This window comes from Marivita sp. (genome assembly GCF_017643905.1).
GTDB lineage: Bacteria > Pseudomonadota > Alphaproteobacteria > Rhodobacterales > Rhodobacteraceae > Marivita.
This window is the reverse complement of the sequence record NZ_JAEPMO010000023.1, coordinates 1-14,275: the sequence shown is the minus strand read 5'-3', so window position 1 is coordinate 14,275 and position 14,275 is coordinate 1. Positions and strand designations below refer to the sequence as shown.

10 protein-coding genes and 1 riboswitch are annotated in these 14,275 nt (G+C 58.7%); of the genes, 5 read left to right on the top strand and 5 right to left on the bottom strand.

The window, feature by feature from the left end; all coding sequences use genetic code 11:
- Window positions 1-13: 13 nt before the first annotated feature.
- Window positions 14-1,519 carry a fumarate hydratase gene (locus JJ869_RS05405; protein WP_292265108.1) on the bottom strand — a complete coding sequence of 502 codons (1,506 nt, stop codon included), beginning with the start codon at window positions 1,517-1,519 and terminating at the stop codon, window positions 14-16.
- A gap of 282 nt (window positions 1,520-1,801) precedes the next feature.
- Here JJ869_RS05405 and JJ869_RS05400 point away from each other — a divergent pair, with 282 nt between their 5' ends.
- Window positions 1,802-3,481, top strand: coding sequence for an iron ABC transporter permease (locus tag JJ869_RS05400; RefSeq protein ID WP_292265106.1), 1,680 nt, complete (start codon window positions 1,802-1,804; stop codon window positions 3,479-3,481).
- Window positions 3,482-3,512: 31 nt separating this feature from the next.
- Here the strand turns inward: JJ869_RS05400 and JJ869_RS05395 are convergent, their stop codons facing one another.
- Window positions 3,513-4,538 (bottom strand): extracellular solute-binding protein, encoded by a 1,026-nt coding sequence (locus tag JJ869_RS05395; protein ID WP_292265105.1) that lies wholly within the window; start codon window positions 4,536-4,538, stop codon window positions 3,513-3,515.
- Window positions 4,539-4,704: 166 nt separating this feature from the next.
- A complete protein-coding gene (locus JJ869_RS05390; protein WP_292265104.1) occupies window positions 4,705-6,918 on the bottom strand; it encodes a DUF4214 domain-containing protein in 2,214 nt (737 codons plus the stop codon).
- 219 nt (window positions 6,919-7,137) lie between these two features.
- Window positions 7,138-7,345, top strand: a riboswitch (cobalamin riboswitch).
- Between the two features lie 129 nt (window positions 7,346-7,474).
- Between JJ869_RS05390 and JJ869_RS05385 the strand changes: the two genes are divergently transcribed.
- Together JJ869_RS05385 and JJ869_RS05380 are read left to right on the top strand one after the other, a co-directional pair.
- Window positions 7,475-9,307, top strand: a complete 1,833-nt coding sequence (locus tag JJ869_RS05385) for a TonB-dependent receptor (protein WP_292265102.1) — start codon at window positions 7,475-7,477, stop codon at window positions 9,305-9,307.
- Window positions 9,308-9,331: 24 nt separating this feature from the next.
- Window positions 9,332-10,129 (top strand): ABC transporter substrate-binding protein, encoded by a 798-nt coding sequence (locus tag JJ869_RS05380; protein WP_292265100.1) that lies wholly within the window; start codon window positions 9,332-9,334, stop codon window positions 10,127-10,129.
- A gap of 3 nt (window positions 10,130-10,132) precedes the next feature.
- On the opposite strand, the gene JJ869_RS05375 is transcribed toward JJ869_RS05380, so the two are convergent.
- Both JJ869_RS05375 and JJ869_RS05370 read right to left on the bottom strand, forming a co-directional pair.
- Complete coding sequence (locus tag JJ869_RS05375; protein WP_292265098.1) at window positions 10,133-11,011, bottom strand: BadF/BadG/BcrA/BcrD ATPase family protein; 879 nt, start codon at window positions 11,009-11,011, stop codon at window positions 10,133-10,135.
- Window positions 11,012-11,104: 93 nt separating this feature from the next.
- Window positions 11,105-12,478 (bottom strand): aspartate aminotransferase family protein, encoded by a 1,374-nt coding sequence (locus JJ869_RS05370; protein ID WP_292265096.1) that lies wholly within the window; start codon window positions 12,476-12,478, stop codon window positions 11,105-11,107.
- 155 nt (window positions 12,479-12,633) lie between these two features.
- Here JJ869_RS05370 and JJ869_RS05365 point away from each other — a divergent pair, with 155 nt between their 5' ends.
- Complete coding sequence (locus JJ869_RS05365; RefSeq protein ID WP_292265093.1) at window positions 12,634-13,818, top strand: M24 family metallopeptidase; 1,185 nt, start codon at window positions 12,634-12,636, stop codon at window positions 13,816-13,818.
- A gap of 4 nt (window positions 13,819-13,822) precedes the next feature.
- On the top strand, window positions 13,823-14,275 hold a 453-nt coding region (locus JJ869_RS05360; RefSeq protein ID WP_292265091.1), incomplete at its 3' end, for a M20/M25/M40 family metallo-hydrolase.

Genomic DNA, 14,275 nt, shown 5'->3' with positions numbered 1-14,275 from the left:
TGCCATCAAGGCATCATGCGAGAACCGGTACGCGTTTCCATGCCGCCGGACCGGTTTTGTGGATCGAATTGCCGTTTGTATCCACGGCAACGGTCACGGGCATGTCCTCAACCTTGAGTTCGTAGATCGCCTCCATTCCGAGATCCTCGAACGCCACGGGACGCGCCTGTTTGATCGCCTTGGAGACAAGGTAGGCCGCGCCGCCAACGGCAATCAGGTACACCGCCTTGTGTTTGGCGATGGCTTCCAACCCTGCAGGACCACGTTCCGCTTTGCCCACCATCACCTTCAAGCCGGTATCGGCCAGAATGCGATCTGTAAACTTGTCCATCCGTGTCGATGTGGTGGGGCCCGCTGGGCCAATTGCCTCATCACCAACCGCGTCAACCGGTCCAACGTAATAGATCGCGCGGCCCCTCAGATCGACGGGCAAGGTTTCGCTCCGGTCAAGCATGTCGATCATCCGTTTGTGTGCCGCATCACGTCCAGTGTAGAGCGTTCCGGACAATAGCAGCGTTTGACCGGGTTCAAGCGACGCGAGAACGTCATCCGACAACGCATCAAGGTCAATGCGTCGTGCTTGCGCGCTGGCCTGATCCAGCAGGATCTCGGGCCAATCTGCCAGATCGGGCGGCGTGAACTCGGCTGAACCGGAGCCATCCAGTGTGAAATGGACATGCCGGGTCGCTGCGCAATTCGGGATCAGTCCAACGGGCAAGGACGCTGCATGTGTCGGGAACGACCGGATCTTGACATCAAGCACGGTGGTCACTCCGCCCAGACCTTGCGCACCGATACCAAGCGCGTTGACGCGCTCCGCGATCTCCAACCGCAATTCTTCTGTCCGGTTCGACGGACCGCGCCGTTGCAGGTCGTGCAGGTCGATCGGTTCTGACAGCGCGGCTTTCGCCAGCGCCATCACACGGTCGGCATTGCCTCCGACCCCGATGCCCAGAATACCCGGTGGGCACCAACCCGCGCCAAGAGTTTCGACCGTGTTTACAACCCAGTCAGCGACAGAACCGCTTGGATTCAGCGTCGTGAATTTCGCCTTGTTTTCGGACCCGCCGCCTTTGGCCGCAACTTCGACTTCGATCGTGTCCCCCGCGACCATTTCGACCGTCAGCATACATGGAGTGTTGTCACCTGAGTTCTTGCGCGCGCCGAACGGGTCGACCACCACCGAGGCCCGCAGAGGGTTGGTGTCGCGCAGATAGCCCTGTCGTGTGCCCTCGTCGCAGATGTCCTGAAGCGAGCGTTTGAAATCGGTTTTCGCCTCGACACCGTACTTGACGTGAATGTTTGCCGCCCCGGTGTCCTGACAGATCGGTCGCCGCCCGATGGCGCACATGCGGCTGTTGACGAGGATCTGCGCCATCGCCTGTTTTGCGCCGGGGTTTTCTTCGCGCTCCCAAGCTGCGGACATGGCACGCACGAAGTCTGGTGGATGAAAGTACGAGATGTACTGAAGTGCTTCGGCAATGGATTCGATCAGATCGTCTTCTCGGATCAGGGGCATGTCAGACCTCTTCAATCTCGCGGCTTTCGTTATTGGGGGACACCATCGCGGTATTCCTGAGCGGCCACAACCCTATCTGACGTGCAAGATGGCGCAATAAGGAGTGGCATTTTGCCCTCAGCGCCGTCGCGAAGAGTGAACCGCGGGATCGGCACATGTCCTGACACGATGGGTGGAAAGGAATCTGATTTCGCTCGCAAGTTCTCGATGTTATGAGCGTTGCCATACCTGAGTGATCCTATCGGAAATCGGGCATCCATAGCAAATTGACGAATACGGGATATGGCAGAGACTTCACTCATCCTCAAACAGCAGCGCGCATCCTGGACAGGCCGGTTTGCCTGGATCATTGCTGGATTGGCTGCTGCGATCTGTGTGCTCCCGCATGTCAGCGTATTGATTGCGGCCTTCATGGGATCGACGGACACTTTGCAGTCGCTGGCTGAAACTGTGCTTGGCCGCTACACGCGCGCGACGCTTGTTCTGCTGGTGACGGTTGTGATCTGCAGCACCATCATCGGAACAGTGACGGCGTGGCTCGTCACCACAACCGAATTCCGGGGGCGCAGAGTTCTGGAAATCGCTTTAGTCCTGCCGCTGGCGTTTCCGGCGTATGTCTTGGCCTATGCCTACACGCATGTTCTGGATCATCCGGGGATCGTGCAATCCACGCTGCGGGCTGTGACGGGATGGGGGCCACGGGACTATTGGTTCCCGGAAATTCGGTCCTTGGGCGGAGCCGCTGCGATGCTGACGTTGGTGCTTTATCCTTATGTGTATCTCTTGGCGCGAGCTGCATTCGCCTCGCAAAGCGCGACCACGTTTTATGCCGCGCAATCGCTGGGACAGACACGGATCGGGGCGTTCTGGCGCGTGTCTTTGCCAATGGCTCGCCCTGCCATCGCGTCGGGTGCGATGCTGGTCGGGATGGAGACCATCGCCGATTTTGGGACGGTGTCGTATTTCGGTGTGCAGACCTTTGCGGTCGGAATTTACTCCAGCTGGTTCTCATTTGCCGACCGCGCCGCTGCCGCGCAGCTTTCGCTGGGTTTGCTGGCGTTCGCTCTGCTTTTGGCCATAGTCGAACGCATCAACCGCGGTGAGGCGCGGTATGCGTACGGTCGCAAGTTCGAACAGATGCCTCGGTCCGTTTTGACCGGAGGCCGCGGGTTTCTTGCTTTTGCCATGTGTTTTCTGCCTGCGTTTCTTGGATGCTTTCTGCCGGTCTTCATGCTGGCTGAAATGGCGCTTGCGTCCGAACAGGATCTGCTCAGCCCGCGCTACCTGCAATTCGCGAAGAACTCGGTCACGTTGGGTGTCTGTGCTGCGGTGATCACGGTTTCGGTGGCCTTGCTGTTTGGCAGTCTGGCCCGGACACGGGACTCGTGGGTTGCAACAGCAGTCCTATATATCGGGCGCATGGGATACGCCGTGCCGGGTGGCGTGATTGCTGTCGGGTTGCTGGTGCCCTTTGCCTTTTTCGACAACACGCTCGACGCCTATATGCGCGAGACTTTCGGGATCTCGACCGGGCTCTTGTTCACCGGGTCGATCTGGTTGCTGGTCTGCGCCTACATGATCCGTTTTCTTGCTGCAGCCATTGGGGCCTATGAAGGCGGGGTTGCCGTGATCAACCCGAATATGGATGCTGCGGCTCGGGTTCTGGGGCAAAGCGAATGGGGGTTGCTGCGGCGCGTGCATTTCCCGCTTCTGCGTCCCAGTCTTTTTACCGCGCTTCTGATCGTTTTTGTCGATGTGATGAAGGAATTGCCCGCAACGCTGATCATGCGGCCCTTCAACTTTGATACCCTTGCTGTTCAGGCGCACCGCTTGGCGGCAGACGAGCGGCTGGCAGGGGCCGCCGTGCCAAGCCTTGTGATTGTGGCGATTGGCACATTGCCTGTGATCCTGCTGTGCCGTCGGATCCGAAATGAACAGGGCCACAGAAAAGAGGGCGCCTGAGCGCCCTCCGTTCAGCATCAGATGTGTCCGCTTATTTCCAGCCGACCTCGTTGAAGATCTTCTGGGCGGTGTCAAGGTTCTGCGCCACTTCGGACAGGTTCACATCGTCCGGCCGGAACATCCCGAGCGCCGCAACCGACGGGGACAAGCCAACGCCGGGAACAGCCGGGTATTCGTCATTGCCTGCCGAGAAATACTGCTGCGCCTGATCTGACGACAGGTATTCGAGGAATTTGATCGCGTTCTCGCGGTTCGGGGCATGGGCTGCAACGCCACCGCCGGACAAGTTCATATGCGCGCCTTCGGCATTCTGCGCCGGGAACACCCAGCCGATATTGGCGCGGTCTGCTTCGGACAGGCCTTCGACATCAATGCGCAACGCACGTGAGAAGTAATAGGTGTTCGAGATCGAAATATCGCATTCGCCCGAGACAAGACCCAGCAGCTGGTCGGTGTCGCCACCCTGCGGGTCGCGCGCGAAGTTGTCGACAACACCCTGCGCCCATGCCTTGGCTGCCTCTTCGCCGTGGTTTTCGATTACCGCGCTGAGCAGCGTCTGGGAGTAGACGTTTGTCGACGAACGGTGGCAGACCATGCCCTTGTACTGGGGATCGGCCAGCGAAACGTAGTCGAGCGGTGGATTTTCGACGTCGTTCTTGTCGTAGAAGATAATACGCGCACGCTGGCTGAAGCCGAACCACTGGTTGTCATCGTCTTGCAGACTGTCGGGAATTCGTTGCTCAAGCACGTCGCTGTCGATGGATTGCAGCACACCTGCCGCTTTGGCGCGCTCGAGCCGCGATGTGTCCACGGTCAGCAGGATGTCCGCCGGCGAATTGGCGCCCTCGGCCTGCATGCGTGCGATCAATTCGTCGGCATTGCCTTCGATCCGGTTGATCGTGATGCCGGTCGCTTCGGTGAAGTCCGAATAGAGCCGTTCGTCGGTATCATAGTGACGCGACGAATAAAGGTTCACTTCCCCCTGTGCCATTGCTGCGGTGCTGAGTGCGGTGCTGGCAACAAGTGCCAGCGTCGAAGTTGTCCATAGGACGCGCATGAGACTCTCCGTTCTGCGAATTTCTTACTGAAAGAGTCAGTTACATGATTCTCGGGCGCGATCAATACATCCCGAGTAAATTTGTCAGAATTATTTCCCGTGCGCATGATGGAGCTTGCGCGCGCCATCTCGGCGTAACTCCGGCCGTCAAATGCTCGAGGCAAGTTCAGATCTCAGCGAAGTCAGTGTGAATGCCGATCAATGGCATAAGGAAGGAACCGCTTTCCGGGTCCAAAGCCGCTGAATACAGGTCGTCAATCAGAGCACCGGCGCGTTCAAATGACTCTGTGCTCCCTTCGAAAATCTGCATGACCTGCAGTGCAGCGTCCGTATCGGACATGCCGCGATCCAATGCGAACTGAACGCCCAGATCCGTTTTCATCTCCAGATATCGCTGATCTTCGGCTTGCCGCGCGATTAGGCTGGCCGTGGCCGAGGCTGGGAGATCGGCTTTTGCACCCATGAGCAGTTCGAGGATGAATGCGCCACTGCTGACAAAGCCCGAGTCCAGTGCGGCATCCCAGAACAAAAGGCCCTCCATATCCGGGGCGCGTCCCAGAACGTTGTCATAAATTTCGGAGATGAACCGCAGATTCCCGAAATCGTCGGGGTAGAGAGCTGCGGTTTCGTCCTGTTCGGCGAAAAGCACCGCGATCTCTTCCAGTGGCGTTCCGTTCGCAAACGCGGTTCCCCAGAAGGCAAGTCCCACAGCATCGGGCGCTCGATTGAAATACGCGATATACATTTCGACAAATGCATTCAGCTCCGCTTGATCGAGGTCGGTGTGCCCGCCGAACAGCCTAAGATCGAGTGGGCCGCCGAAGTCGGCATCAGAAAACTCGAAGTCAATCAATTCGATATTGTCGAGGTGAACGGTTCCAAGACCGCCGACACCCCGGTCTGTCACGCTGAGACCGTTTGCGCCGAACTCAACCGTATAGCGCGACTGGTGTCCCGAAAACTGGACCGTGTCGATACCGTCAAAGCCGTCGATCCGGTCGTGCCCTGCGGTTGCAACGATGTAGTCGTCAGACGACGAGCCCTCCAGAAACGTCGCTATTGTAGATGTGGTGGATGGCGTGTCCGTGCGGGGCTCGGGTCGGGACACGTCCTCGACAGTCGTCACTTGGCCAGGTGTTTCAAGGAAAAGATGTGTCTCCGTCAAAGGCGTCCCGCTCTGACTTCCGTGAAACACGTCGACCGTTGTTCCGTCTGTAAACGTAATGCGCGACACGTTGTTGAACGGTTTGGATATCGCGGCCAACACGTCTTCCGCAGAAGAAAAGCCGCTGTCGATCAATCGGATCCTGTCTTCGTCCAGATCGAAATCCGAAAGCCTGTTGCCGCCATCCCCGGCTGCGATGACGAAAACATCCTGTCCAGCATGTCCAAAATAGACATCTGCACCCGGCCCACCGCGCAACTCGTCATTGCCCGCGCCACCGTCAAGGTAGTCATCCCCGTCGCCTCCGAAAAGCGTATCGTTGCCCGACTGGCCAAATAAGTCATCCTGCCCGGCGTTTCCGTCAAGGTGGTCATCTCCGCCTGCGCCCTGAACCGAGTCGTTCCCGGAAAGCGCGTCGATGCTGTCGGCAAGATCGGTCCCGAAAATGCGCTCTGCATCGGGGGACGCAAGCGCGGGTGTGCTGCCCTGCTTATCGAAGCCTGCGATCTGGTAACCGATATCCGCAAGCATCGCCGCGTCATACGCGCTCAGGACCACGCGAGACCCCGTGGTGAGAATGGGATCGAGCGCCGCGGAGTTATCGGCGAAGCCTTCTTCGACATGCGCGTGGTCATCTTCGATCGGAATGGGCTGTCCATTGTTGACCCGCGTGGCATTGGGGCCTGTGAAGTGTCCGTCGCGGATCCATTGGTCAAAGGCTGCCGACGTGCCAATCCCAAGAATGTGGCCAATTTCATGGACGGCAACAGAAACAAAGTCGCTGCGGCCTGAAACCGGGCCGTCCAGATCGAACGACCAGTTCGATCTGGAGTTGAAGGTGATCGACCCGGTCCATGGTTCGAAGTCAGTGACCGCACCCGAACCTCGAAAGTCCTGGCTGATCCGCGCTGCATAGATGTCGCCTGTGACGGTGCCGCCATCTGGTCCGGCAATGGCCAAGGTCGAGGAGTCGAACGCGCGTGCGCCAACGAAGATAAGAATATCGTCAATCGGCTGGTCCAACCTTACGGTTTCAGTGGCAAACGTCGAGGGATTCCGGATTTCGAATTCTGTGCCCGCTGGAACATCGGCGAAGTCGTCTTCGATGATCGCTTGCCATTTTGCCGCCGCCGCTTCCAGCGCGCTGCGACGCGCGGGATCGTCGAAGAACCCCGTACTGTCAAAACGGTAATCGAAGCTAAGCGTAAATGACACCGGCCAAACCTTCTACCCGACACTCTCGATCCCGGTCTGAACCGGAAAGTCTGCTCACGATGCTTGCGAAGTTCGGCAATAATTTGATCTCAATGCGGCGGTAACCCATGAAAAACGCGAAGAATTTAAACGAATTTTCCGGTTCAGCGCGCTGTCATCTGCGACCAATTGTGGTGCCGGTCAGTTTAAACCCCACTTGACGCGCCGGGTTTCGCGGGTGCAGATGATCATGTTTACGGTCCGGATGTGTCACAGCATTCGGTGAAAAGGGAACGCGGTGCTTCGTCAGAAAAATCCGCGACTGCCCCCGCAACTGTGAGCGGTGAGCGACGCTGAATGTGCCACTGGTGTTCGACAAGGATTCTGGGAAGGCCAGCAGAGCAGTGACCCGCAAGTCAGGAGACCTGCCGTAAGCCAACACCCAGTCTGATCGCGGGGTGCGATGAGGCGGCGGCGTCGTCCGCAGTGGTGTCTATCACCGTCTGCGGATGCTTTGGCATTCCAGATTATTCTATCATTCCGGCGCATCGCGTCGGGCAAAGCTGGGATCATTAAAATGGCACGGCTCACGTCAAAACTACTTCTTTGCTCCACTCTGATCGCGCCGTCTCTCGTGGCGGCACAGGATGCGGGTGGCACCGTTATCGAACTTGAGGACATTGTCGTCTTCGGCGGTTTGCTTCCAATGAACCTCGACACAACCGGCGCTACCATTGATGTTGCGGACTCCGAGGATATTCAGCGCGCTGGTCCCAGTGCGACAACAGCCTTGGACGCGCTTCCAGGTGTGTCTGTCAGTGCAAATGGCGGATTGGGCGGCAGTGCGACCGTTCGAATTCGCGGACTGAGTGGTCCGTATGTTGGTGTCCGCGTCGACGGCATCGATGTGGCAGACCCTTCGGGACCGCAGACAGCCTTCAACTTCGGGACGTTGACCACGGGTGCGCTGGATCGCGTTGCGGTCGTCAAAGGCACGCAATCGGCGGTCTATGGGTCCGAGGCCATCGCAGGGGTCGTCGAAATCGAAACCTGGCGCCCCGAGGTGACCGGCTTGTCCGGCAAAGCGCAGTTGGAAGTGGGCAGCTTCGAGACGCGCGCGGCCAACCTGAGCTTTGGATATCTTGATGACCGCGCCGAACTGGCTGTGAGCCTGGGCCGCGTGACAAGCGAAGGTTTCTCGGCCCGAGATACGGACGACGAAAATGACGGGTTCGAGCAGAGCACGATGAACCTTTTTGCCGCGTATCAGGTTAGTGACACAATCCGTATCGGCGTCACCGGACTATGGTCCGATGGCACCGCAGAGTACGATCAGGCGGCAACCGACCCGCGCGGCGAGATTGACGAGACACGCAAGGGTTTCCGCCTGTTCGGTGAAGCGCAGACTGGGGCTTGGACGCATGAATTGTCTTTCAGCCGTTATCAGATCGACAGGTTTGATGACCTTGGCTTTACCCGCGATTTTCTTGGGGAGCGCGATACGGCCGCCTATCTTGCCACCGGAGAATTGTCGTCGGGCATGTCGCTCGCGCTGGGCGCGGATTGGACTGAAGAACGCGCTGAACTGGACGCCGAAGCGTATGACGCGTCGAATTCGGCGGTGTTCGCCGAGTTTAAAGCCAACCCGACGGACGCGATGGAGGTCTCGCTGACCCTGCGCTATGACGATTATTCGGATTTCGACGGGCAGTTCAGCGGTCGCGCGGCGCTTTCGTACCAGATCAACGATGCCACACTGATTCGTGCGTCGCTGGGTACGGGCTATCGCGCGCCGTCGCTCTACGAGCGGTTTGGGCCGTATGCCGGCTCTACACCGCTCGACCCCGAAGAAAGCCTCAGCTTCGATCTGGGGATCGAGCACAGCTATGGCGACCGGGGTTCGGTAAAGGCGACCTTGTTCTGGGCCGAGATCGACAATCTGATCGGGTTTGGCAGCGCGCCCACCTGTCTGCCGTCACATGCGTTTGGCTGCTACATCCAGACTGATGGCATAACCGAAACACGCGGTTTAGAGATCAGTGGCTCTTACGCAATCACGGACCGGGTGCGTCTGTCCGGGGCGTACACGCTGACCAACACGGAAAACGATGGCGAGCGGGTTGTCCGGGTACCGCGTCATGATCTTTCATTGGCGCTCGAAGCAGACGTGACAGATCGCTTGCAGCTGGGGGTCAACATGACCCGTGTTGCCGACACGTTGGACGGGTTCGGCACACTCGAAGCACTGGATGATTACACGGTCTGGGATGTGTCCGCACGGTACGAGATCACCGATACGGCCAACGTTTACGGGGCAATCCACAACGTGACGGATGTGTCTTATCAAACAGTGCGCGGGTTCAACGCGCCGGAGCGGACGATCCGTTTCGGTGTTGAAACCTCGTTCTAAACCATGTGGCGTGTGGTGACGCCGGTGGCTTTCGCGCTGGCCTCGTTCGGGGCCAGCGCATCCGACGCGCCACGCGTCGTGTCGGTCAATGTCTGCACGGATCAGCTTGTGATGCTGCTGGCAGAGCCCGCACAGATTATTTCGCTGAGCGACCTTTCCGACCACCCGCGATCATCAGCCATGGCGGAAGACGCCGCACAGTTTCCCAAGAACAACAGCCAGGCCGAAGTGATCGCGTTGCAGAACCCGGACATAGTGGTTGCCGGGGCTTACACCAATCCATCTTTGGTCGCCCTCTTGCGGTCCATCGGGATCGAGGTCGTCCAGTTTCCGATCACGCAGTCTTTGCGGGAAATCCCGGACGACATCCGGCGCATGGGCGCGTTATTGGGGCAAGAGGACAAGGCGCGGGCGCTTGCGGCGGATTTGGATGCCGAGTTGCAAGGCTTGCCCGCGGTGCAAGAGGATGCGCCACTTGCGGCCTTCTTCATGCCGAACGGGTTTTCAGTGGGCGCGGGAACCCTGAGCCATGACATCCTGACTGCCGGAGGTGCCCGGAACCTGTCCGATGACCTTGGATTTGACGGGATCGGTACACTCACACTGGAGCAGGTGATCCTGCACCAACCGGATTTGCTGATCGGGTCGCAACGCTTTGACGGGTTCTCGCTGTCCGAAGAAATGGTCAGCCATCCTGCCTTGACGGGATTTCCGGTCTTGCAGACCTCGGTCGACTGGGTGTGCGGCACGCCATTGGTGATGAACGCGATTGCTTCGGTGCAAGACCGCGTTGGCGAACTGAGAGCGAGCGGAACGGACTGATTTTCAGGACGCGTCCCCGATCTGTCGGGCCAGATTCAGCGCGCCGTCCAACGCGGTGCCCAGCGGTTCGGCAAGACGCGATTGATGCGCAGCGCTGATCCAAGGTGCGTATAACCGTCCCAGACCGCCGGTAATGCAGATGATCTCGTGCTCGTTTAGCGCCAGCGAGTCGAGGCAGTTGTTCAGATAGGTTGCGCCTTCGGCGATCAAGCTGACGGCATGTGGATCGTCGGTGTCAACCGCATCGAAAACAAGTGGTGCAAACTGCGCGTAGTCCGCCGGAGCCGCAGTCTTGGCGAATGCAATCATTTGCCCTGCGTCATTGCCGAACCGCGTCAGCAGGCGTTCCACAAGAGGCGACGATTTCTGCAATCCGTCTGCAACCATTGCGCTCCGTTGCAAGGCGTTGCGGCCGAGCCACGCGCCCGATGCCTGATCTCCTAGTTGCAGACCCCAACCGCCAAGCGTCCGATAGGCTGCGCCACGTTTGTGAGCGACGAAAGATCCGGTGCCCACCGCAATCAAGGCACCATCCCTGTCTTTCAGCGCGCCGATGGTGGACGTCAGTTGGTCATCGCTTACGCGACATGACTTCAGCGGCAATTGGTCTGCCAGTTTCTGCCCAACTTCCTGGGTCACGATCCCCGCCAATCCCAGATGTGCGGGCATGCCAAGCACCGCATCAAACGGCAGATCGGCTGCATTCGCTGCTGCTTCAAGGGCGGTAAGGATATTCCTTATAGCTTGGTCCGGATCGGTGGTGACATTGGCGGGACCCGCCGATGCGGTGCCGACAATCGTTCCGTCCGCCGCACTGATCGCAGCGCGGCAGCCGCTTCCGCCGCCGTCAATGCCAATTACGAAACCTGCTCTTTTTGCCATGCAGCGGGTTTAGCATGATGCACTGGCCGAGACGCAAATGAAAACCGCCGGGAAGGGTATCCCAGCGGATCGTTTTGCATGTTACGGAGGTGTTTAGCCGAGGATGGCCTTGACCGCGCGCACAGTGCCTTCGACGACTTGGTCGGTTTCCGTACGGGACAGACAGAATGGTGGCGCAAAGCCAAGTATGTCGCCTTGCGGCATCGCACGCGCGATGATCTTGTCTTGCTCCAGAAGCTTGGCCGAGATCTGCGGGCCGATCTTGTCTGCGGGGGCAAAGAACACGCGGTTGTCCTTGTCCTTTACGAACTCCACCGCGCAGATCATGCCTTCGCCGCGCACTTCGCCGACATGCGGATGATCGGCCAGAGCGTCTGTCATGGTTTTGGTCAGATACGCCCCGACCTCGCCTGCGTTGGAGATAAGGTTCAGATCGTCAAGCAGTTTGAGGTTGGCCACGCCTGCGGCCGCCCCAATGGGATGCGCGGAATACGTCCACCCATGGCCGATCGGGCCGTTTTCGTCTGTACCCCGTTCCAGAACGGACCAGACCTTGTCCGAAACGATGGAGCCCGACAGCGGCGCATAGGCTGAGGTCAGACCTTTGGCGATGGTGATGATGTCCGGCTTGATCCCGTAATGTTCAGACCCGAACATCGTTCCAAGACGACCGAACCCGGTGACGACCTCGTCCGCAATCAGCAGGATGTCGTGTTTGTTCAGAACCTCCTGAATGGCGGCCCAATATCCAGCGGGCGGTGGCACGATACCCCCGGTGCCCAGCATCGGTTCTCCGATGAAAGCGGCGATGGTGTCGGCGCCTTCGCGAGCGATCAGGGCTTCGAGATCGGCCACGCACTGCGCGACAAACTGAGCCTCGGTCTGGTCGAGGTTTTCGCGGCGATAGTAGTAGGGTGCTGTGGTGTGTAAGACCTGTTCGACCGGCAGGTCGAATTTCTTGTGGAACAGTTCCAACCCGGTGAGCGATCCGGTGACCAGACCTGACCCATGATACCCGCGCCACCGCGAGATGATCTTTTTCTTCTGCGGGCGGCCCAGGATGTTGTTATAATACCAGATCAGTTTGACATTTGTCTCGTTCGCGTCCGACCCGCCGAGCCCGAAATAGACCTTGGACATGTGATCGGGTGCGCGGTCGAGGATCATCTTGGACAGAGTGATCGACGCCTCGGTGCCGTGCCCGACATAGGAATGGTAATACGCCAGCTCATGCGCTTGCGCTGCGATGGCATCGGCAATTTCGGAACGGCCATATCCGACATTGACGCAGTAAAGGCCCGCAAAGGCATCCAGCAGGCGGTTGCCATCCCGGTCTTCGATGAACACGCCGGATGCCGTCTTGATCACGCGGTTAGGGCTTTCGCCGCGAGCGTGTTGGGCAAGGTGGGTCGACGGGTGGAAGAAGTTGTCGCGATCCCACTGATCAAGTTGGTCGTTCCGGAGCATGTCGTTTTCCAGTCATTAAAGGTAGCAAATCGTTGTGCACATCAGGCGATGATTCACGATCATGTCAAGAAGTCAGACGCTGAATCTGTGCGCCATTCGACAAATCGCCTGTCGAGTTGTGTACATCTTACGTGAAACTCGGTCGAGGTCCAACCATGCCCAAGGGAAATGCCCCCTTTAGTCAAACAGAATATGATCGTCGCATCGCGCTGACACGAACCGCGATGAGCGAGGCCGGTCTTGATGCCATGTTCGTGACCGACCCGTCGAACCAAGCCTGGCTTACGGGTTATGACGGATGGTCCTTCTACGTCCATCAGGGTGTGCTGCTCAGGATGGAGGGGGAGCCGATCTGGTGGGGGCGCTACATGGACTCGATCGGCGGTCTGCGAACCTGTTGGATGTCTGAAGACAACATCTTTGGCTATGCCGACAGTTACGTGCAATCGACCGTAAGGCACCCGATGCAAGACCTCGCGGCACGCCTTCGGGACATGGGTCTTGGCTCTGCAACCATCGGCGTCGAGATGGAAAACTACTATTATTCCGCCAAAGCGCATGAGGTCTTTGTCACCGAATTGCCCGAAGCGCGCTTTGTCGATGCGACCGCGCTGGTGAATTGGCAGCGGCTGATTAAATCTCAGGAAGAGATTGCCTTCATCCGCAAAGCCGCCCGGATCTCGGAACGTGTTATTGAAACCGCCATCGACCGGGCCGCGCCAGGTGTGCGCAAGAATGATGTGGTGGCCGACATCATGCATGCCGGGATCACCGGGGTGGACGATATCTGGGGCGATTACCCGGCGATTGTTCCGCTGACGCCATCAGGTCTCGATGCGACAGCCGCACATCTGACGTGGAACGGCGATCCGATGCGCGAAGGCGAGGCAACCTTTTTCGAATTGTCCGGCTGCTATCGCCGTTACCACGCGCCACTGTGCCGGACCGTGTTCCTGGGCAAACCACCGAAAGAAATGCGCGATGCCGAGGAGGCCCAGCTAGAAGGGATCGAGGCGGCGTTGAACGCGGCCCGCGCCGGCAATCGAACCTGCGATATCGCCCAAGCGCTGGTCGACGTGTTGCAAAAACACGGGATCTTCCGCGAAGGCCGCTGTGGCTATCCCATCGGTCTCAGCTATCCGCCGGACTGGGGCGAACGCACCGCGTCGATCCGGGTCGAAGACCAGACGATCCTGCAGCCGGGTATGACCTTCCATTTCATGCCTGCGCTTTGGATGGACACGTGGGGCCTCGAAACCACGGAAACGATCCTGATCAAGGAAAACGGACCCGCCGAAGCCCTGTGCAACGTCGAGCGCAAACTGTTCGTCAAGGATTAGGATCGTGGATCACCTGCAACGTACAATCGACATTCTTGGCGATCTGATCGCCTATCCGACCATTTCGGCGGACAGCAATTTCGACATGATCCAACACATGGCGGGGTTGCTGGAGGATGCAGGAGCGCGGTGCGAGGTGATCTCATCCCCGTGCGGCACGAAAGCCAATCTGTTTGCCACGTTAGGGCCGGATCGAAACGGAGGGATCCTGCTGTCAGGGCACAGCGACGTCGTGCCCGTTGCGGATCAGGCCTGGACCCGCGATCCGTTTGTCATGGATGCGGAAGACGGGCTGCTTTATGGACGGGGCACCTGCGACATGAAGGGCTTCATCGCAGCGACACTTGCGATGGCCCCCCATTTCGCGGATCGCATTGGCGACAGACCGCTGCATTTCGCCTTTACCTATGACGAAGAGGTTGGCTGTCTTGGAGCACGTCACCTAGCGGACACCCTG

Excerpts from the sequence above, each read along its gene's own strand:
- JJ869_RS05370 (WP_292265096.1), bottom strand. The coding sequence starts at position 12,478 with ATGCTCCGGAACGACCAACTTGATCAGTGGGATCGCGACAACTTCTTC.
- JJ869_RS05385 (WP_292265102.1), top strand. The coding sequence starts at position 7,475 with ATGGCACGGCTCACGTCAAAACTACTTCTTTGCTCCACTCTGATCGCG.
- JJ869_RS05400 (WP_292265106.1), top strand. The coding sequence starts at position 1,802 with ATGGCAGAGACTTCACTCATCCTCAAACAGCAGCGCGCATCCTGGACA.
- JJ869_RS05395 (WP_292265105.1), bottom strand. The coding sequence starts at position 4,538 with ATGCGCGTCCTATGGACAACTTCGACGCTGGCACTTGTTGCCAGCACC.
- JJ869_RS05405 (WP_292265108.1), bottom strand. The coding sequence starts at position 1,519 with ATGCCCCTGATCCGAGAAGACGATCTGATCGAATCCATTGCCGAAGCA.
- JJ869_RS05375 (WP_292265098.1), bottom strand. The coding sequence starts at position 11,011 with ATGGCAAAAAGAGCAGGTTTCGTAATTGGCATTGACGGCGGCGGAAGC.
- JJ869_RS05365 (WP_292265093.1), top strand. The coding sequence starts at position 12,634 with ATGCCCAAGGGAAATGCCCCCTTTAGTCAAACAGAATATGATCGTCGC.